Origin of the sequence: Halanaerobium hydrogeniformans (genome assembly GCF_000166415.1) — a bacterium.
In the GTDB taxonomy this organism is placed as follows: Bacteria; Bacillota; Halanaerobiia; order Halanaerobiales; family Halanaerobiaceae; genus Halanaerobium; species Halanaerobium hydrogeniformans.
The window spans coordinates 1278446-1298137 of record NC_014654.1 but is presented as its reverse complement, the minus strand read 5'-3'; the positions used below and the strand labels follow the sequence as shown (position 1 = coordinate 1298137).

Annotated in this window: 16 protein-coding genes, 1 riboswitch and 2 other annotated features; of the genes, 4 read left to right on the top strand and 12 right to left on the bottom strand. The window is 32.9% G+C overall.

The features are described from left to right. Nucleotides 1-9 precede the first annotated feature (9 nt). The 4 genes from ribD to ilvB form a co-directional block, all read right to left on the bottom strand. On the bottom strand, nucleotides 10-1155 hold the full coding sequence (ribD, locus tag HALSA_RS05800; RefSeq protein WP_013405665.1) for a bifunctional diaminohydroxyphosphoribosylaminopyrimidine deaminase/5-amino-6-(5-phosphoribosylamino)uracil reductase RibD: 1146 nt from the start codon (nucleotides 1153-1155) through the stop codon (nucleotides 10-12). A 228-nt stretch (nucleotides 1156-1383) separates the two neighbouring features. Then, a riboswitch (FMN riboswitch) is annotated at nucleotides 1384-1501 on the bottom strand. A 59-nt stretch (nucleotides 1502-1560) separates the two neighbouring features. Then, entirely contained in the window at nucleotides 1561-2877 is a 1317-nt protein-coding gene (locus tag HALSA_RS05795; protein ID WP_013405664.1) for a hypothetical protein, read from the bottom strand. A 27-nt stretch (nucleotides 2878-2904) separates the two neighbouring features. Next, a complete protein-coding gene (locus HALSA_RS05790) occupies nucleotides 2905-4782 on the bottom strand; it encodes an LTA synthase family protein (RefSeq protein WP_013405663.1) in 1878 nt (625 codons plus the stop codon). 127 nt (nucleotides 4783-4909) lie between these two features. Next, nucleotides 4910-6652 (bottom strand): biosynthetic-type acetolactate synthase large subunit, encoded by a 1743-nt coding sequence (gene ilvB / locus HALSA_RS05785; RefSeq protein ID WP_041595985.1) that lies wholly within the window; start codon nucleotides 6650-6652, stop codon nucleotides 4910-4912. A gap of 112 nt (nucleotides 6653-6764) precedes the next feature. Then, nucleotides 6765-7022, bottom strand: a binding site (T-box leader). 591 nt (nucleotides 7023-7613) lie between these two features. Here ilvB and glnA point away from each other — a divergent pair. The 4 genes from glnA (at nucleotide 7614) to HALSA_RS05765 (ending at nucleotide 11763) form a co-directional block, all read left to right on the top strand. After that, complete coding sequence (gene glnA / locus HALSA_RS05780) at nucleotides 7614-8948, top strand: type I glutamate--ammonia ligase (protein WP_013405661.1); 1335 nt, start codon at nucleotides 7614-7616, stop codon at nucleotides 8946-8948. Nucleotides 8949-9143: 195 nt separating this feature from the next. Further along, nucleotides 9144-9926, top strand: coding sequence for an NAD(+) synthase (gene nadE / locus HALSA_RS05775; RefSeq protein WP_013405660.1), 783 nt, complete (start codon nucleotides 9144-9146; stop codon nucleotides 9924-9926). A gap of 144 nt (nucleotides 9927-10070) precedes the next feature. Beyond that, nucleotides 10071-11420 carry an ammonium transporter gene (locus tag HALSA_RS05770; RefSeq protein ID WP_013405659.1) on the top strand — a complete coding sequence of 450 codons (1350 nt, stop codon included), beginning with the start codon at nucleotides 10071-10073 and terminating at the stop codon, nucleotides 11418-11420. Nucleotide 11421: 1 nt separating this feature from the next. After that, nucleotides 11422-11763: a P-II family nitrogen regulator gene (locus tag HALSA_RS05765; protein ID WP_013405658.1), complete on the top strand. Its 342-nt coding sequence runs from the start codon at nucleotides 11422-11424 to the stop codon at nucleotides 11761-11763. Between the two features lie 106 nt (nucleotides 11764-11869). Here the strand turns inward: HALSA_RS05765 and abc-f are convergent, their stop codons facing one another. From abc-f to HALSA_RS05725, 8 genes are all read right to left on the bottom strand, one after another. Next, on the bottom strand, nucleotides 11870-13810 hold the full coding sequence (gene abc-f / locus HALSA_RS05760) for a ribosomal protection-like ABC-F family protein (RefSeq protein WP_013405657.1): 1941 nt from the start codon (nucleotides 13808-13810) through the stop codon (nucleotides 11870-11872). Nucleotides 13811-13840: 30 nt separating this feature from the next. Then, nucleotides 13841-14722, bottom strand: a complete 882-nt coding sequence (locus HALSA_RS05755) for a DegV family protein (RefSeq protein WP_013405656.1) — start codon at nucleotides 14720-14722, stop codon at nucleotides 13841-13843. A 45-nt stretch (nucleotides 14723-14767) separates the two neighbouring features. Then, nucleotides 14768-15061, bottom strand: coding sequence for a ribosome assembly RNA-binding protein YhbY (gene yhbY, locus HALSA_RS05750; RefSeq protein ID WP_013405655.1), 294 nt, complete (start codon nucleotides 15059-15061; stop codon nucleotides 14768-14770). 35 nt (nucleotides 15062-15096) lie between these two features. Next, entirely contained in the window at nucleotides 15097-16368 is a 1272-nt protein-coding gene (gene obgE, locus HALSA_RS05745; RefSeq protein ID WP_013405654.1) for a GTPase ObgE, read from the bottom strand. Nucleotides 16369-16453: 85 nt separating this feature from the next. Next, nucleotides 16454-16729: a 50S ribosomal protein L27 gene (rpmA, locus tag HALSA_RS05740; RefSeq protein ID WP_013405653.1), complete on the bottom strand. Its 276-nt coding sequence runs from the start codon at nucleotides 16727-16729 to the stop codon at nucleotides 16454-16456. A gap of 84 nt (nucleotides 16730-16813) precedes the next feature. Then, entirely contained in the window at nucleotides 16814-17125 is a 312-nt protein-coding gene (gene rplU / locus HALSA_RS05735) for a 50S ribosomal protein L21 (RefSeq protein WP_013405652.1), read from the bottom strand. 12 nt (nucleotides 17126-17137) lie between these two features. Next, nucleotides 17138-17215: a sequence feature (ribosomal protein L21 leader region), on the bottom strand. Between the two features lie 88 nt (nucleotides 17216-17303). Beyond that, nucleotides 17304-18986 carry an Rne/Rng family ribonuclease gene (locus tag HALSA_RS05730; RefSeq protein WP_013405651.1) on the bottom strand — a complete coding sequence of 561 codons (1683 nt, stop codon included), beginning with the start codon at nucleotides 18984-18986 and terminating at the stop codon, nucleotides 17304-17306. Between the two features lie 4 nt (nucleotides 18987-18990). Continuing rightward, the gene (locus HALSA_RS05725) at nucleotides 18991-19692 is read right to left on the bottom strand and encodes a TIGR03936 family radical SAM-associated protein (protein WP_013405650.1); all 702 of its coding nucleotides are present in this window, start codon (nucleotides 19690-19692) and stop codon (nucleotides 18991-18993) included.

The following is a 19692-nucleotide window of genomic DNA, read 5'->3' as shown; positions in this document are numbered from 1 at the left end:
GCTTAAATCTTATTTGTTTTGTAATTCACCAATTAATAGGATATTATCACCTAAAAATCTTCTATCTAAAATTTTAATATCTTTTGAATCTGACATTAATTTAGGTCCCTGACCACAGAATGAAGAAATACCATCATCACCACCATAAATTTTAGGAGCGATAAAATAATAAAATTTATCAATTAAACCTTTATTTAAAAATGAGTAACTTAATTTAGCTCCACCTTCAAGCAAAATACTGCTGATATTTAAATCATGAAGTTGTCTTAAAATAAAATCTAAATTTAAAAAACCTTCTTCTTCTAAAGGGACAGCAATAATATCTACATTATTTTTAGCTAAAAGTTTTTCTTTTTTCTCCATTAAAGCTGCTGAATTGCTTTCTAAACTCGCCTCTGATGCAATCAACAGGGTTGAAGCAGTAGATTCTTGATTAATAATTTTAGCATCTAAGGGCATATCCAGTTCCGGATCAAGTATAACCCTTAAACTATCAATACCTCCCTGTTCTTCTAATCTTGTTGTTAAAGATGGATCATCAGCTAAAACAGTTCCTATCCCAACCATTATCGCATCTACTTTATGTCTTAATTTATGTCCTTCTAAACGAGCTTTTTCATTTGTTATCCATTTAGAATGACCGGTAGAGCTTGCAATAAAACCATCTAAGGTCTGAGCCTTTTTTAAATATACATAAGGATAATCACTTGTAATATACTTTAAAAATACTTCATTTAAATCTTTAGCTTTCTCGGCCATCAAGCCTAACTCGACCTCGATTCCAGCTTCTTTTAATAGTTCTATACCTCTACCTGAGACCTCTGGATTTGGATCAACCATAGCAATAACTGCTCTTTTTATTCCTGATTTAATTAATTTATCCGCACAGGGGGGTGTTTTTCCATAATGACTGCAGGGTTCTAAAGTTAAATAAATATCAGCATTATTGGCATTTTGACCCGCTTCTTTTAGTGCATAAACCTCTGCATGAGGACCGCCATAAAATTTATGATATCCCTCACCGATTATCTCTCCATTTTTTACTAAAACAGCTCCTACCATAGGGTTTGGAGAGGCACTACCTTCACCCTTTTTAGCAATTTCAAGTGCTCTTGCCATATATCTAATGTCAGTAATTGAAAACTTTTCTTCCATAATTCTCACCCCATCTTAATTAAAATTATTAATTCAAAGGACAAAATGTCCTCTAGAAATCTGTAATTAAACCAGGCATTAAAAAACCCCTCCAGAGAAATGGAAGGGTTGTAAAATTCATAAAAAGATTTGTTAATCTCGTTTTAAACAGCATGACAGATCCAGATACAACTATTTTTAAATAAAATGTTAAATAACTGCTATTTAAAAGAGACAATCTTAAGATTACTTTACTAACTCCCTTCCAGACTTTACTGTCGGTTCTGCAATTTCAGCAGATCAACCCCAAATAGGCTTGTGGACTTTAACCACCGGTAGGGAATCACACCCATCCTCGCTAGTATATTTAATTTTAAAATACTAATAATTATTTTAGCATTTTAATCTTGAGTTGTAAAGTGTTTTTTAATCAAACTGTAGATCATCAAAATCTCCCCAGGCTTCGATAATATAGTATCCAGCTTCATCTTCTTCAAATTCTCTATTAAAAATTAACTGTGAAAATAAAATCAGCTGCTGGGCTGAATCTTTTTTAGGCCTAAACCTCAACTGACCATTGGTGAGATATGGTGTTTCCTGACTATAATTAAAATCGGCTATTAATTGAGCATCTGCAAAAGGAGATTCAAGATTAGATTCAGTACTACCCCGAGGATGTGTGAAATCCTGGAGATAATTAAATAAATTTATTTCTATAGAAAAAAGCTGATCACTTGCTAAAATACCAAATGTATTCTGATTAATTTGCTGACTTAATTCTTCTGAAAATAATAGTTTTAAATCTTTTAATTCCAGGATTAGATTAAGCTGATTAGCATGATAGCTCATTTCTTCAGGCTCATCTAAAGATAAATCAAAATAGCCATCAAAACTTAAAGAATCAAGCTTAATGTCTTTGAAATATTCATTTTCGAGTATTTCTAATCCACTACCATCAAAAGCAAAATAATAATTTGCCTTAAAATCACTAAAAGCCTTTTTAGAATCAGCAGTTATTAAACTATAATCTGTTTCTAAAGCCTGCTGTTCATCAATATCAATCACCACTGCTTCTAAATCAGCCTGGCAACTTAAAAATTCTCCACTTAAATCAAATTCTTCAATTATTAATTCATCACTTTGAGAATCATAATTAACTTTGAGCACAAAATTGTCAAAAAGTGGTAATTTATCCCAGCTATCTTTAGTTATTCCATAGCGTCTGTAATAAGGATAATCTACTTTAAGTTCTGCTGCTCTAAAATCGAAATCATGATCTGCCTCATATATATTTTTACTTTCTATAAATTTATCAAAATCTGAACTGCCCTGATAATTAATTTTACTCTCTTTAAAGTTTAACTGGTAGTCATCTGATAAATTTGAATAAATAATATCATCAATAAGAAGTTGAGTATTTCTATAAAGGTTAAAATCACCTTCCTGAATATAGTTAATTAACTGCTGCCAGCTCAACTTTATTTCTAGATTACTTAACTCCAGACTAAAATTATCTGTTTCCAAAAAATTCAAACGCTCGATATTTACAGTTCTTAAAAAGGGATTAGCACTGATCTGAAGTTCTCTAATCTGATAATCTTCTTCAATGGCAAATGTTCTAATGTTTTCTTCAATATCTTCAGAAATTCTACTGGCATAAAAATAGTTTAAAGAAAAAATCACTGCAGCAATCAATACCATCATCAATAAATAAATGGAGCCTTTTTTTAATTTACCTGACATATTTTTGCCCCCTCATAATCAAAGCTTTTACTGATATAAAATTGTATTCATTATTTTTTGCATATAGTTTATAATTTGATCCATTCTTTCTTTTTCTTCACTACTAAAATCAAGCTCTCTTATTTCTGTATCAGCTTTATAAGCAATTTTATTAAAAATAGCCCCTTCATCTTCAGAACCAGGAAGTCTTAAATATAATTGATCTCGATATAAGATTTGAGGAATTTCATGTAAAAAGAATACTGGTTTTCTAATATCATTAAGTAAAGAAACACCCAAAAATTCTTCTGGCTTTTCAGGATAACCTATAATATCAAGTATGGTTGGTGCAATATCTGTATGAGTACCTGTTTTATCAATTTCTTCTGGATCTAAATCCTGATGATATATAAAAAGCGGTATATGCTCTGGCTCTTTTATATTTCTTTTTGTGACAAAATTACCGGCAGAGGTATATTTGTCCTGATTTATATCAGCCACATGATCAGAATAAATAACAAATAAGGTATTTTCAAGCAATGATAGTTCTTCTAAGCCATCAAAAAACATTTCTAATGATTGATCAACAAATGCCATAGAATTAAAGAAATCTTTAAGGAATTTTGGACTAATATCTTCAAACTCTTCTACACTTTTTTCCTCTGGATAAAAATCAAATGGAGTATGGCTGGTTACTGTAATAAAAAGAGCAAAAATATTTTCTTCAGCTTCTGCTAAATAATCTAAGGATTGATCAAAGAAATCATAGTCATTAATCCCTAAATAGCTATCATCACCAATAACTCCCTCTGATGCCGAAAAATGATCTCGACTGTAAAATTTATCAAAGTCCATTTCTAAATATCCTTTATCCCTGTAAAAAAAGCGATCATCATTTCCATGAAAAGCAAAGGTTTGAAAACCTTCTTCTGTTAAAACTCTATTTAAGGTATTAAATTCTGCCATATCATTTGTTTTAAAAGCATAATTTCTATTAATCGGATATAAAGAAGTTAAAAGTGAAAATTCAGCATCAAAACTACCATTAATGTGTTGAGCATAAATATCAGTAAAGTTAAGAGACTTCCTTTTTAGTTTATTTATAAAAGGCGTGATTTCTCGGCCCTGATATTCATAATCAATAATATTTTTGTCTACCGATTCTAACTGAATTACTATTATATTATCAACATCTTCAATTTCGTATTTTCCACTCATCTTCTTTTCAGTGGCTACAGCATTTATATCAGGAAGATTTTTTGCTCTTTCCTCTCTAATTTTAAGCTGTCTGTATTCTGCAATATAGAGGGGAAAAACTCCATATACATTGACAAAAGCAGATGTACTGAATTCATATAATTCCATAAAGCCATTTTTTTTGAAAAGAGAACTGCTGTAAGATATTTGAGCTGCAAATAAAATTACTATTAATACAGCCAGTATAATTTTGTATTTCACACGGTCTTTTTTTAAAGTAACATGATTAAAAGTATATTTATTTCCTTTCTCCCGATTAAATAATAGCAAATAACTTAAAAATGGCAGCTCAATAATAAATACTATGTCCTGCCATCTAATAAGTTGGCGAATTAAAACTTTAAATGGCCTTACACCCTGACCCATAGTCATATCAGTTAAGCTTAAATAATTGCCAAAATATCGATTATACCAGAGATTTGCTAAAAAGAAAATCAGAAAAAAGAAATAAATTATAAATGTTAATATCTTTCTTTTATTAGTTTTTACTAAAAAGTCAAATAATATTGTAAGCAAAGCTATAATAATAATATTTTTTAAAATTATACTAATAAAAGATGAAACCTGGAAAACAGACCAGAGTAAAAAATTATACTTAATTAAAATACCAAAAACTAAAAGGAAAAACAAAAATTTATTTTTTCCTTTTAGTTTTGCTGTAATATCCACTAAAATCTCTCCCTTGATAAATAATATTTCTAAAGTTTTATCTATTATTTTAATTTTAGAGCTGTCTATTCTTTCTTATATTATTGTACCATAATTATGAGCTGATTTTTAGTGAATTATTTTATTTTTATTTATTAGCATACTTTTCCTGTTCTTTTCTTAAAATCATATCTTTCAAGCTACCACCAGCTGATACCATCGGAAATACATTTTCTTCTTCTTCGATCATAAAGTTAAGCAAATAACTCTCTTTAGATTCAATGGCAGCTTTTAAAGCACTCTCTATATCTTCTCTATTAGTAATAGTCTGGCCCTGAATACCATAACCTTTAGCCACCTGAATGAAATCTGGTATCATTTCCGGACAATTTTGATTAGGTCCGGAACACTGAGGTGGACAATCTATCTGTCTGCGCAAACAGGTAGCTGAATAACGTTTATCAAAAAATAGTTCCTGCCATTGTCTAACCATACCTAGATACTGATTATTAAATAAGATTATTTTAACAGGCACCTTGTTTTTAGCAGCTGTCGCCAATTCCTGAATATTCATTTGAAAACTTCCATCTCCTACCAGGGCAAATACATCCTGATCTGGATTAGCTATTTTTGCTCCAATTGCAGCAGGGAATCCAAAACCCATTGTTCCAAGTCCACCAGAACTGATAAAACTTCGGGGGCGAGAATACTTATAATACTGTGCGGCCCACATCTGATGCTGACCAACTCCAGCAGTGATAATAGCCTTTCCATCAGTCAGCTCATAAAGAGTTTCAATTATCTCAGATGGTAATAGTTTATCATTGAGTGCTGGGTCAGCCTTTTTATCGATTTTTCTCCAGTCATCTATTTCTTTTAACCAGCCAGGCCTTTTTGCCTTTTTAACTTTTGGAATAAGCTCTTCAACTACAGATTTTACATCACCGGTAATCGGCACCTGAGTTTTTATGATTTTACCGATTTCAGCTGGATCTATATCGACATGGATAACAGCTGCATTTTTAGCGAAGCTATCAATCTTACCGGTTACTCGATCATCAAAGCGAGCTCCTAAAGCTATTATTAAATCGGTATTAGTGATGGCTAAATTTGCTTCAGTACTGCCGTGCATTCCAAGCATACCTAAACTTAAAGAATCATTTTCATCAAAAATACCTATTCCATTTAAGGTTGTTGTAACAGGTATTTCTGCTTTTTTAGCAAGTTCTGCAACCTCTTTATCTGCACCGGATATTATTGCTCCTCCTCCAGCATAGATTATAGGTTTAGCAGCATTATTAATCAGTTCAGCTGCTCTTTTAATCTGAAGTTTATTCCCTTTATAAGTTGGATTATAACCTGGTAAATCAACGGTTGTTGGATAATTAAACTCCGCCTGATCAGCTAAAATATTAGAAGGTATATCAACTAAAACTGGCCCTGGCCTTCCGGTTGAAGCAATATGAAAAGCTTCTTTTATAATCCGTGAAATATCTTTAACATCATTGACAATATAATTGTTTTTAGTAATCGGCATGGTAATACCTTTAATATCTGCTTCCTGAAATCCATCTGTACCTATCATTGTATTAGGAACCTGTCCAGTAAAAGCAACAAGGGGCACAGAATCCATATGGGCAGTTGCTAAAGCAGTTACCATATTAGCAGCTCCCGGGCCAGAAGTAGCTATACAGACCCCAGTTTTACCGCTAGAGCGAGCATATCCATCTGCAGCATGAACACCACCCTGTTCGTGATGAGGCATAATATGCCTTATCTTGGAATCATAAAGCTTATCATAAATAGTAATAACCTTAGCACCAATATAACCAAAAATTACTTCTACTCCTTCTGCCTCTAACGATTTAACAAAAATTTCTGCTCCACTCATCAATTTTTCATTATTTTTAGTCACTCTACTCACTCCTCTTAGTTTAAAATTCTAATATTAATTAAAAAATAAATCAAAAAAACCCTCATCACTACTAATAGTTCTAACTATTAATAGGGACGAGAGTTCCCTCACGTGGTACCACCCATTTTTGCTGTAAACAGCCTCATTGGTACAAAAAGTTTTAAACTGATTATACCTCAGCATATGATAACGGATGCCTGGCCCATTTGGGCAGCCGGTAAAGCTTACTTCTTTTCAGCTTTACAGTTCAAGGACTACAAAAATAATTGGCTTAGATGTCGGCTCTCAGCTGATCCGACTCTCTGTCATCTAGAACAATTATTTTCCTTCCTCTCAACACTTTTTAACTATTATGTTTTGTATAGTATATATTATTTTTAGAAAATTGTCAAGAATCAGAGAAATTTTTTAAGCAAGAAAAAAAGGCGTCCGGGCAGGGACACCTTTACAGAGGATTAGTATAGCATTTGGGCAAATTTTTAAAGTTTATTTTAAATTTCCTGGTCTCAAAACCAGAAAACAACTTTGCTTTATTATTTAATTATAGATTATCAGAAATTAAGTAAAAATACAAATAACTTGTGCTTTATTTCACATTAAATATAGCTTTTAAAGTTAATTAGCTCCTAAATACTATCTATTAGTCCTTTTTAATAGTTTATAATCATAAATTTAGTTGTGATAATATTTCTTATTGTAAATATCAGCATAAATTTTAACAAAAGTTTTATATTTTTAGTAAAAATACAGTATATTATATTTGTATACAGGTATTTAAAATTACTTTATTTTTATAATTCAAGAACAACACTCCTGTCATAGCAGGCTTTATAGCACTTTATTTTTAATTTTTAGCTCTATTGACACCCTTTAAAAAAGTGCTTATACTGATATCAAGATTTAAAAATATTAATTAAAAAATAGGAGAGTGATTTTAATGTCAAGTTTAAGTAAAACAGATATTTTAAAGATGGCTGAAGAAAACAATGTTAAGTTTATTAGAATGCAGTTTACAGATATTTTAGGTATAGTAAAAAATGTAGCGATCACAGTTCAACAATTAGAAGATGCTTTAGATAATAAAATTATGTTTGATGGATCTTCTGTAGATGGTTTTACAAGAATTCAGGAATCTGATATGTATTTAAGACCAGATTATGATACCTTTACTCTTTTCCCCTGGCGCCCAGATGAAGGTGGTACAGTAGCTCGCTTAATATGTGATGTATATACCCCTGAAGGAAAACCTTTTTCTGGTGGACCAAGAAATGTATTAAAAAAAGCACTGGAAGAAGCTGAAGAAATGGGCTTTGAAATGAATGTAGGCCCTGAACCAGAGTTTTTCTTATTTCAATTAGATGAGAATGGAGAAGCAACTACTATAACCCATGACAATGGTGGCTATTTTGATTTAGGTCCAGTTGATAAAGGTGAAAATGCTAGAAGAAATATAGTATTAGCTTTAGAAGAAATGGGTTTTGAGGTAGAAGCATCTCACCATGAAGTTGCTCCAGGTCAGCACGAAATTGATTTTAAATATGCTCCTGCTTTAAGAACAGCAGATAATATTGCAACCTTTAAGTTTGTAACAAAATCTATTGCCCATCAACATGGTTTACATGCCACTTTTATGCCTAAACCTATTTTTGGAGAAAATGGTTCAGGAATGCATGTCCATCAATCTTTATTTAAAAATGGGGAAAATGTATTTTATGATGGAGATGATAGATTAGGATTAAGCAAAACTGCCTATCATTATATTGGTGGAATTTTAAAACACGCTAGAGCAATTGCTGCAATAACTAATCCATCTATTAACTCATACAAAAGGCTTGTTCCTGGTTATGAAGCTCCAGTTTATGTCGCCTGGTCAAGTGCTAACAGAAGTGCTTTAATAAGAATCCCAGCAGCACGTGGGAACGGAACCAGACTCGAACTTAGAAATCCTGACCCAACCGCAAACCCTTATCTTGCAATTGCAGTAATGTTAAAAGCTGGTTTAGATGGTATTAAAAATGAAATTGAACCACCAGAAGAAGTTCTAGAAAATATTTATGAAATGACTGCAGATCGTAAAGAAAAGTTACAAATAGAGAGTCTTCCTTCTAATATAAATGAAGCTGTAGACATTTTAGCTGGTGATGAATTAATCAAAGCTACTTTAGGCAAACATGTTTATGAACACTTTGTAATAGCTAAAAAAGCAGAATGGGATGCCTATAGAACCCAGGTCACAAACTGGGAACTTGAGCAATACCTGACAACTTTCTAAACAAATTATTAATTGCTAATAATTATAAATATTTAATTGTTTAGCGCTTAAAATGAGCAGCTATTAGCCCCCCCTAATTACTTAAACAATAAATGTTTAAATTATGGTTCTTAACCTCTCGCTTGCCTACAAAACAAGTGGGAGGTTAAGTTTTTATAATATATATTTTTTTAAATTAATTAAGAGGTGAAAAAAATGATTGAAGATTATTTAGATAAAGATTATAAGGAAATTGCAGAAAATTTAAGTCGATGGATTAAAAATAAGGTTAAAGAAAGTGGATCTGATGGTGCTGTAGTAGGTTTGTCCGGTGGAATTGATTCTTCACTTACCTCTCTTCTCTGCAAAAAAGCTTTTCCAGACAATACACTTGGCTTAATCTTACCCTGTCAGAGCAATGAACAGGATCAAATAGATGCGATTGCACATGCCGAAAAGTTTGAGATAGATTATAAGATTATAGATCTTAAAAATACCTATCAGGAATTTGTTAAGAGTTTAAATCTTGATAATTTAGATAGATTTTCTACTTCAATTAAAAATATTAATGGTGATCAAAAATTAAAACTGGCCCTGGCAAATGTTAAACCAAGATTGAGAATGGCCTACCTTTATTTTTATGCCAATTTAAACAATTATCTGGTAGTTGGAACCGACAACAGAAGTGAGTTAAAATTAGGATATTTCACTAAATTTGGTGATGGAGGAATTGATCTGGCTCCCCTGGCCAATCTAACAAAAACCGAGGTCAGAAAAACAGCAGCAGAGTTAAATATAGCCGATAAAATAATAAATAAAGCACCTTCTGCCGGACTCTGGGAAGAACAAAAAGATGAAACTGAACTGGGAATGAGTTATGAAGAAATAGATAAATACATTTTAACAGGTGAGGCAAAAGAAGAAACAAAAACAAAAATAGAAAATCTTGCTAAAAAGAACTCTCATAAGTTAGAACTCCCCGAAATGCCGGACTTTTAAAAGTATTTTTGTGTCTGAAAATTCTATTAAATAATGTATACACTGTATACCATTATATAAACTTAAAATCACTTGCTTTGCTGAATAAAGCTAATATATAATCTATTCATAGTTAACATAAACCTTACATAGGAGGAAATAACAATGAGTAGAAAAGTATTGAGAAGCAAGATTTTGCAGACAGCTGGATTGACATTTATGCTGGTGATTTTGATGAGCTCTTTAGTTTTAGCCCAGGAAGATCAGGCTGCAGCTAACGCAGTAGCTATTAATACAATGTGGACTTTAATAGCTGCTTTTTTAGTATTTTTTATGCAGGCCGGTTTTGCAATGGTGGAAGCTGGTTTTACCAGAGCAAAAAATGCTGGAAATATTATCATGAAAAATATGATGGATTTTGCAGCTGGCTCTTTGGTTTATTGGGCGGTTGGATTTGCTTTCATGTTTGGAGCTGGAAATGCTTTTATAGGGAGTACTGGATTTTTTCTTCAGGGAACATTTGAAAATTTAGGACTTGATATTCCAATTATGGCTTTCTTTATTTTTCAGACAGTCTTTGCAGCAACAGCAGCAACTATAGTTTCTGGAGCAATGGCAGAAAGAACTAACTTTTCCGGATACCTGGCTTACAGTGTCGTTATTACCGCATTTATATATCCTGTTGTAGGACACTGGATCTGGGGTGGAGGTTGGTTGGAACAGATGGGTATTATCGACTTTGCTGGTTCAACCGTTGTTCACTCAGTAGGTGGCTGGGCAGCTCTAGCTGGTGCAATAATTTTAGGACCAAGAATAGGTAAATATAATGAAGATGGTTCAGCAAATGCTTTACCCGGTCACAATTTATTGATGGCTGCCTTAGGTGTTTTCATCCTCTGGTTTGGCTGGTTTGGTTTCAACCCGGGATCTACAATTGCAGGAACTGATTTAAGTATAGCTTCTATTGCTGTTACTACAAATTTAGCTGCTGCAGCAGGTGCTGTATTAGCAATGACAGTTAGCTGGATAAAATATGGCAAGGCAGATGTAAGTATGACTTTAAATGGTGCGTTAGCAGGTTTAGTTGGGATAACAGCTGGAACAGCTGATGTAACCAATATTTCAGCAGTAATAATTGGTTCAATTGCAGGTATTATAGTTATTTATTCTGTAGAATTTTTTGATAAAATCCAGGTTGATGATCCAGTTGGAGCTATCTCGGTTCATGGTGTCTGTGGTGCCTTTGGTACTTTAGCAGTCGGTGTTTTTGCTATAGATGGTGGTCTTCTCTATGGTGGAGGAATAAGCCTTTTAACAACTCAATTAATCGGTGTTGCAGCAGTTTTCTTCTGGGCATTTGGCCTTGGTTTAGTACTCTTTAAAGCAATTGATTTAGTAATTGGTTTAAGAGTTTCTGAAAAAGATGAAATAGAAGGCCTTGACTTTTCAGAGCATGGAACAGAATCTTATCCAGATTTTGTCCCCAACTTAAAAGCACAAAAAGGAGAGGTATAAAATGAAAAGAATTGAAGCTATTATCAGACCTGAAAAAACCGATAATTTAATCGATATACTTGAAGAACAGGGAGTTAGTGGTTTAAATATTACTGAGGTAAAAGGTTATGGTTCTCAAAAAGGCCATTCCGAAATGTATAGAGGAGTTACTTATAGGATTAGGCTCAGAAAAAAAATCAAGGTAGAAGTTGTTGTAGAATATAATGAGGTAGACAAAATAGTTGAAGCAATTAAAAAAGCCGTTGGCACTGGTGAAATTGGTGATGGAAAAATATTTATTTCAGATATTTCAAATGCCATCAGAATTAGAACCGGTGAAGAAGGTGTAAAAGCCCTGCAATAAAAATTAATATTGATAATATTATTAACTATCACATATAAATAATATTATAGACCGGAAAACCCCCTGCCATGTTCACTTCTCCTTCTCTTAGCAGGGGGTTTTCTTTTTAATGTTTTAAAAGTTCTTCCCATTTTTTATATAATTTATCTAATCTATTATTTAATCGCTTATATTTTTCTTTTAGATCCTGTAACAGTTCAAAATCGGACAGGTTCTCTTCTGCTGTCAGCTCTGATTCGATCTCCGCTAAGTTATTTTCTAACTTTTCTATCTCAGCTTCAGTTTCTTCTAAACTTTTTTGACGCTGCATTTCTTCATTTCTGGCCCGTTTTTGGGCTTCATAATCGAGTTTTCCCTGGTTTATTGTTTCAGCTTCTGTTGCATCACTTTCAATATTTATTTTCTCTTTTTTTCTGCTGTAATAACTGTAATTACCATAATATTTTTTTAGCACACTATTTTCTAGTTCATAAATATAATCAACAACTTCATCCAGAAAATATCTATCATGAGATACAATTAAAACAGTACCTTCAAATTCTTTTAAGGCATCTTCTAGAACCTCTCTAGAAGGCAGGTCAAGATGATTTGTAGGCTCATCCAGGATTAAAAAATTATAATTTCCACTCATCAGCTGTAAAAGCCTTAATCTACTTTTTTCTCCACCACTTAACTGAGAAACTTTTTTAAATACATCTTCTCCGGTAAATAAAAAGGCAGCAAGTCGATTTCTGGCCTCTGAGACGGTAATTCTAGTCTCTTTTCTTAAAGCAGTTATCAGATCATCCTGTTCATCAAAACCATCAAATTCCTGTCTGTAATAATCAGGATAAATATTTGTACCTATTTTAATCTGGCCAGAATCAGCTTTGATTTCTCCCATTATTATTCTCAAAAGAGTGGTTTTGCCGCTCCCATTATCCCCAATAATAGCAGCCTTATCACCTCTATAAAGCTCAAGGTTTAAATCCCTAAACAAATTTAAATCAGCAAAACTTTTCGCTAAATTTTCGACTTTAAGTACATCATTGCCACCTCTAACTTCTGTGTTTAAGTTAAGGTTCATTTTTCTTCCCTTTAGAGTTGGCTTTTCTAATCTGTCAATTTTATCAAGCCTTTTCTGCATGGCTTTTGCCCTTTTAAACATTTTTTCGCTATCTCTGGATCTTCCCCAGATATAGAGTTGTTCTATGGCATCTTCTAACTCTTTTATTTTTTTCTGCTGGTTTTTATATTCTCTTAAGCGCTGTTCGTAACGGCGTTTTCTTGCCTTTTTATAATAACTATAATTACCTGTATAATCTTCATTTTTACCATTTTTTATTTCAACTATCCTATTGACAACATTATCAAGAAAATATCTATCATGAGATATAATTAATAGGGTACCCTGATAACTATTTAAATAATTTTCTAGCCATTCTACAGCCTTTAGGTCAAGATGATTTGTGGGTTCATCTAATAATAATAAATCTGGCTCAGTTAAAAGAAGTTTTATCAAACCTAATCTAGTTTTTTCGCCTCCACTTAATTGGCCCAGTTTTTTTTGATAAAGCTCTTCTTCATTAAAACCAAGTCCTGCTGCAACCTGGCGTATCTTACTTTGATATTCATAAGCTATTCCCTGATTAAATTCTTCTTGAAGTTGCGAATATTCCCGCATCAACTTATTCAATTTTGGTGAATCAGAAGTTGAGCCATCCGCTCTTTTACCATAACGAGCAATTTTTTCTTCATATTCTTTTAAGCTCGCTATTTGCTCAATAACTGCTTGAAAAACTTTCTCTAGTTCGGCATAAATTGTCAAGTCAGCTTCAAAATCAGGCAGCTGATCTAAATAACCAAGCTCGATATCATTACGAATAGATATATTACCTTCAGAATAATTCTCTTTTCCAGCGATTAATTTAAACACAGTGGTTTTGCCTGAGCCATTAGCACCAATTAAAGCAATTCTTTCTCCCTCATTAATGTGCATAGAAAATCCATTTAATACTTCATTTATGCCATATTCTTTTTTGAGATCAGTGATATTTAAAATTGACATAATTTACCCCACATCTGCTAAATTTTAAGATTAATATATTTTTGCTTCTGCTGTTTTTTCACTATTTTTAAATACAACTGCGAGTGTTCCTGGACCAGCATGAGAACCAACCGCTGCTCCAATTTCAGCGGTAAAAACATCTCTAGGTTGAAACTTATCAAAAATCATATTTTTTAATTTTTCTGCAGCTTTATGATCTTTTGAATAACTGACTCCAATAATTTGCTCACCTGGATTTTTACACTTATTTTCGATTTCATTCAACAAATAATTATACATTCTCTTTTTACCACGAATCCGATCATAGGCTAATATTTCTCCATCTTGAATATGAAGTATCGGTTTGATATTTAATACATCAGCAAAAAAGGCTTTAGTTTTAGATATCCTACCACCCCTTTTTAGCATTTCCAGATCTCCAACAACAAAAATATGCTCTAAATGAGAAGCAGTATGAGCAGTCTTTCTTACAACTTTTTGAAAGTCTTCTCCATTTTGAAGCATTTTAGCAGCCTGATAGACTAATAATCCAAAACCAACAGAAGCAGCTTTTGAATCAATAATAACTATATCATCTGTTCCAAGCTCATTTTTAGCTATAACAGCTGATTCAGCGATACCGCTCAATTTAGAAGAAAAAGCTATTACGAGTATTTTATCATAATCAGCTAAGTATTTTTCAAAACATTTTTTGAACCTTTCCGGTGTAATTCTCGATGTTGTAGGTTTAATCTCTTTTTCTGCTAAAAGCTCATAAAAATCTGCTGGCTGCAGATCATCTCTATCATAGTAAACTTGATCTGCTATATGAACAGGAATATTAAGTATTTCTATATCATATTGGTCAACAATCTCCTGTGGTAGATCAGAACAGCTGTCTGCAATAATTTTAACTTTAGAAATAAAGATCACTCCCTTTAATTTCTCCCCCGAGTAAAAAATTAATCTAAACTGAAATTATTTTTTTAATTTATATTCAGAATCTTCATCTCGCTGACGAAAAAGTACAGCAATACCACCAATAACCTGAACAACTTCTGCTGCAGTAGCAGTTGCAAGTTCCTCTGCACTAGAACGGGTTGAACGACCAACACTTTCTAAAATCCTAACTTTTAGTAGTTCATGGTCTTCTAATGCCTGATCAAGCTGATCAATTACAGCATCTGTGATTCCCTCTTTACCAACATGAATTACTGGATTAAGTTTATTTGCTTTTCCTCTTAAATAACTTCTATTTTTTCCATTAAGCATTTAATCACCTTCCTTTTTAATAATTTTATTTATATTTATTCTACATAATCAAATTCTAAGGGGCCGATAATAACAGTATCTCCCTCTTTAATACCCTGTTTTTCCATAATTTCATTTAAGCCATGATGTTTTAAAACTCTCATCAGGCGCTGAACTGCTGCATCATTATTAAAATCAGTTTTTTCTAGATAAGAATCGAGCAAAGTTCCCTTAAGTTCATATTTATTATCATTTAATTTCTCAAAATAGATCTCATCAACAAAATCAGGTCTAATCACGACTTCCTCTTCTTTTGCAATTTCTCTTTCAGGTAGCTCTTCTAATCTCTGACCAAGATGGTAAACTAATTTCTGGCAGCCTTCAGAAGTTACAGCAGATATAGGAAACACACTATAACCGCGGTCATTAAGCTCAGATTTTACCCTTTCAATATTTTGCTTAGCTGCCGGTAAATCTATTTTGTTTAAAGCAATAACCTGTTCTAATGATGCTAAATATTCATTGTATTTCTGCAGTTCATTATTAATTTTTTCGAAATCTTCCAGTGGGTCTCTACCCTCAATTCCCGATACATCTATTACATGAACTAATAGCCTTGTTCTTTCAAGATGTTTTAAAAATTCATCACCAAGTCCTGTTCCCTGGTGTGCTCCTTCTATTATACCAGGAATATCTGCCATTACAAATGACTGATACTCTCCATACTTTACTACCCCAAGATTGGGCGTAAGGGTTGTAAAATGATAGGAAGCAATTTTAGGTTTAGCATGTGAAACTTGTGAAATTAATGTTGATTTACCGACATTAGGATAACCCACCAGACCAACATCAGCCAATACTTTTAGCTCAAGCCTAAGTTTGCGGAATTCTCCTTGTGCTCCATTTTCAGAAAAACGAGGAGCTTTACGGGTTGATTTTTTAAAGCGGGCATTACCTCTTCCACCCTTTCCACCTTTAGCTACTATATGCTTCTCACCAGCTTCTTTTAAATCGGCTAAAAAGCTATCTGTATCAGCATCATAAACCATTGTTCCAGGTGGTACTCTTAATATTAAATCATCACCATTTTTACCATGCTGATTTTTGCCTTTACCATTTTTACCTTTTTCAGCCTTATATATATTATTATACCTTAGGTCAGCTAAGGTGTTCATACCTTCATCAACTTCCAGTATTATATCACCACCATCACCACCATCTCCACCATCAGGCCCACCCATATCTTCAAACTTTTCTCTGCGAAAGCTGACAACACCATTACCCCCATCACCAGCCTTAACTTTAAATTCTACTTCATCTATAAACAAGTGATCACCTCCATAATTAAAAATATTATAAGCGAAAAAAGCCCCCAGCACCAAAGCACTGAGGGTAATTTGCAAAGAACTTACATTAGGCTAAAGCAGCCACCTGATCTTCTGTATAAACACTTATTTGACGGTTTTTCTTTCCTTTTCTTTCAAATTTTACATAACCGTTAACCTTGGAGAATAATGTATCATCTTTCCCACGGCCAACATTTAAACCAGGTTTAAATTTAGTACCTCTTTGCCGTACTAAAATACTACCTGCAGAAACGAATTCACCATCGAATTCTTTAACTCCAAGTCGTTTCGATTCACTATCACGACCATTCCGCGAACTACCGACACCCTTCTTCTGGGACATTTAACTCCACCCCCCTATAAATTAAGTTTAAATATTTTTAAAGCTAAATATTTTTAATAACATTATTTTTGATTTAATTAATTACTAAGCAGTAATTTCTTCAATAATAACTTTTGTAAATGGTTGTCTATGACCCGTCTTTTTGCGATACCTGATCTTAGGTTTATATTTAAAAACAATGACCTTTTTATGTTTACCCTGTTCAATTACTCTTCCTTTAACAGTTGCTCCTTCTACAAATGGAGAACCTGCTTTAAAACCATTATCATCAGATAAAGCTAAAACCTGTTCAAACTCTACATTATCGCCTTCCTCAGCAGAAAGCTTTTCTATTGTGATAATTTGATCTTCTTCGACGCGGTATTGTTTACCACCAGTCTTTATAATAGCATACATATTCTTGCACCTCCCTTACCTCAGACTCGCCGGATGAGGCACTCTACTAAAAGAGATTTGACAGCCTGTACCGTGCGGTTTTGGTATCTCCGCAGAACGGAGACCGGATATATAACTCCAGATATAAATTTTAGCATAGTTTAAGCTATGAGTCAAGCAATCACGCGATTTTTTTGGTTTATGCTAAATGTGCTCTAGCATAAGTCCGATGAAGATCATCAATAATTATCTCCACCTCATTATCAACCATATTCCCGGCATGATTAACGATAATAATATAACCATCAATTCTAGCAATACCTGCATTTTGATTGCTTGCATGCTGATCTTCTATTTCAACAGTAATTCTGTCACCAACATCTAAATCCAGAAAATCAGGTTGAAGTTCTTCTTTGCTTCCTTTTTCAATTACCATATCTTCATAATTTAATTCAGTATTTCCACTTATGAAAATATCTATTCCAAACTTATTTTCCAACTCCTCAAGTTTCTCTCCCCCGGCTCCTATTAAAACTGCAGCAACTTCAGGATGAAGTTCTAAAGATACAGCAGGATATTTATCTCTAATAGTTATCTCATCAATTTTTCGAATAACCTTCATGGCAACAGTAGATTCTGATAAAACTTTTCCAGTTCCACCACAACAGTGGCAATCTTTTTGCATCAAAGATCCAAAACCTTCTCTAACTTTTTTTCGGGTCATTTCTAAAAGACCAAGCTGGGTAAAACCCAAAATAGAGGTTTTAGTTCTATCTTTTTGTAGTTCATTAGCTAAAAGATCTGTAACAGACTGTTGATCAGAACTATTATTCATATCTATAAAATCGATTATAATTATCCCACCAATATCACGCAGCTTTATCTGCCGTGCAATTTCGGCAACTGCCTCCTTATTGATCTTTACGATGGTATCCTGAAGGTTCTTCTTGCCGGTAAATTTGCCTGTATTTACATCAATAGCAACAAGGGCCTCTGTTTGGTCAATAACCAGATAACCACCCGATTTAAGCCAGACCTTGCGCTGAAGAAGGCTCTCTATTTCTTTTTCAATATTATAAGCTGCTAAAATAGGAATATTCCTCTGATAAAGTGCAATCCGATTTTTTAGATCAGGTGCAAAAATTGATGTCAAATCTCTTAAACGCTGATAATCTTTTTTATCATCTACAACAACCCTATCTATATTTTCATCTAAATAATCTCTGATTAAATTTTTAAGTAAATCTTCTTCCTGATAAAGTATATCGATATTATTTTTCTGGAAAAAATCATTTCTAATTCTTTTCCAGGTTCCAGATAAAAAATTGTAGTCATTTTGTAATTTAGAATAGCTTTCAGAATGAGCATTAGTTCTAATAATCAAACCTTCTTTGCCATTTTTTAAATCACCGGCAATAGATTTTAAACGATTACGCTCTTCATCATCAGTAATTCTTCTCGAAACACCGATTTTGTTATCTGAAGGAATGTAAACAAAAAAGCGGCCTGGAATCGATATTTTACAGGTAACCTTTGCTCCTTTAGAACCCATGGGTTCTTTAACTACCTGAACCATCAACCATTGTCCAGGCTGTAAAACATGTTTGATATTTAATTCTTTTTTACTCAATTTATTTTTCTGTGTATTACTCAAGATTGGATATAAATCATTTAAATGAAGAAATGCATTACGAGCAATACCAATATCAACAAATGCTGCCTGCATTCCAGGCAGTACATCCTGTACTCTACCTCGATAAATATTGCCTGCTATTTTTTGATAAGTGTCACGTTCAAAAAACAGGTCTTCTAAAGTATTGTTTTTTAATAATGCAGCTCTTTTTTCTCTAAACTCCGAATTAATAATTATTTGTCTACTCATCTTCTCAACTCCCGATAAACTTTTCTGCATAGGGAGGATAAAAATCGTCTTCTTCATTTACAAAAACTCCCTCTCTAACAACATTGAGAGGTGAAAAATCTTTGATTTCTGGATATCTGTCCTTCAAAGCTCTATTTAGCTCTTCTGGTCTTAAGTTGCCTCTACTGCCTGTAACAACAGCAAATTTCCATTTGTTTTTTTCGATTACCTCTGCAGAAAAGATTCTTTTCTTTAAATCTATCTCTCTATCTGATTTCTTGCGGCGGTGCCTAATAATCATAATACTTTCTTCGTCCATAAAATTTTTTAAAATTTCTTTTTCCTCTTCCCTTGTTTTCGTTGTTTTAAAATTAAATTTTATCGTATAAATTGCTGTATCAAGTAGTGAAGATAAAGATCTGATGTTTTCTGGAATTTTAACTGCTTTAATAAAATTTAAATCTTTAGGTGAGAATTGATTTAAAGCTTCAATTAATTCAGTTTCAAGTAATTCTTCTTCTAGTTCTAAATCAAAATATTCACCATAACTAATCAAACCAACAGCAAGTGGGGGACCCATAGAAATTTTAATGTGGGGATTAAAGCCCTGACTGTAAGCTGCAGGAAACTCTGCTCTCCTGATGATCCTTCTAATCGTCTTCATAACCTCTAAATGAGAAATATACATAAGATCTTCTAACTTTTCAAATTTAATTCTATAATTCAT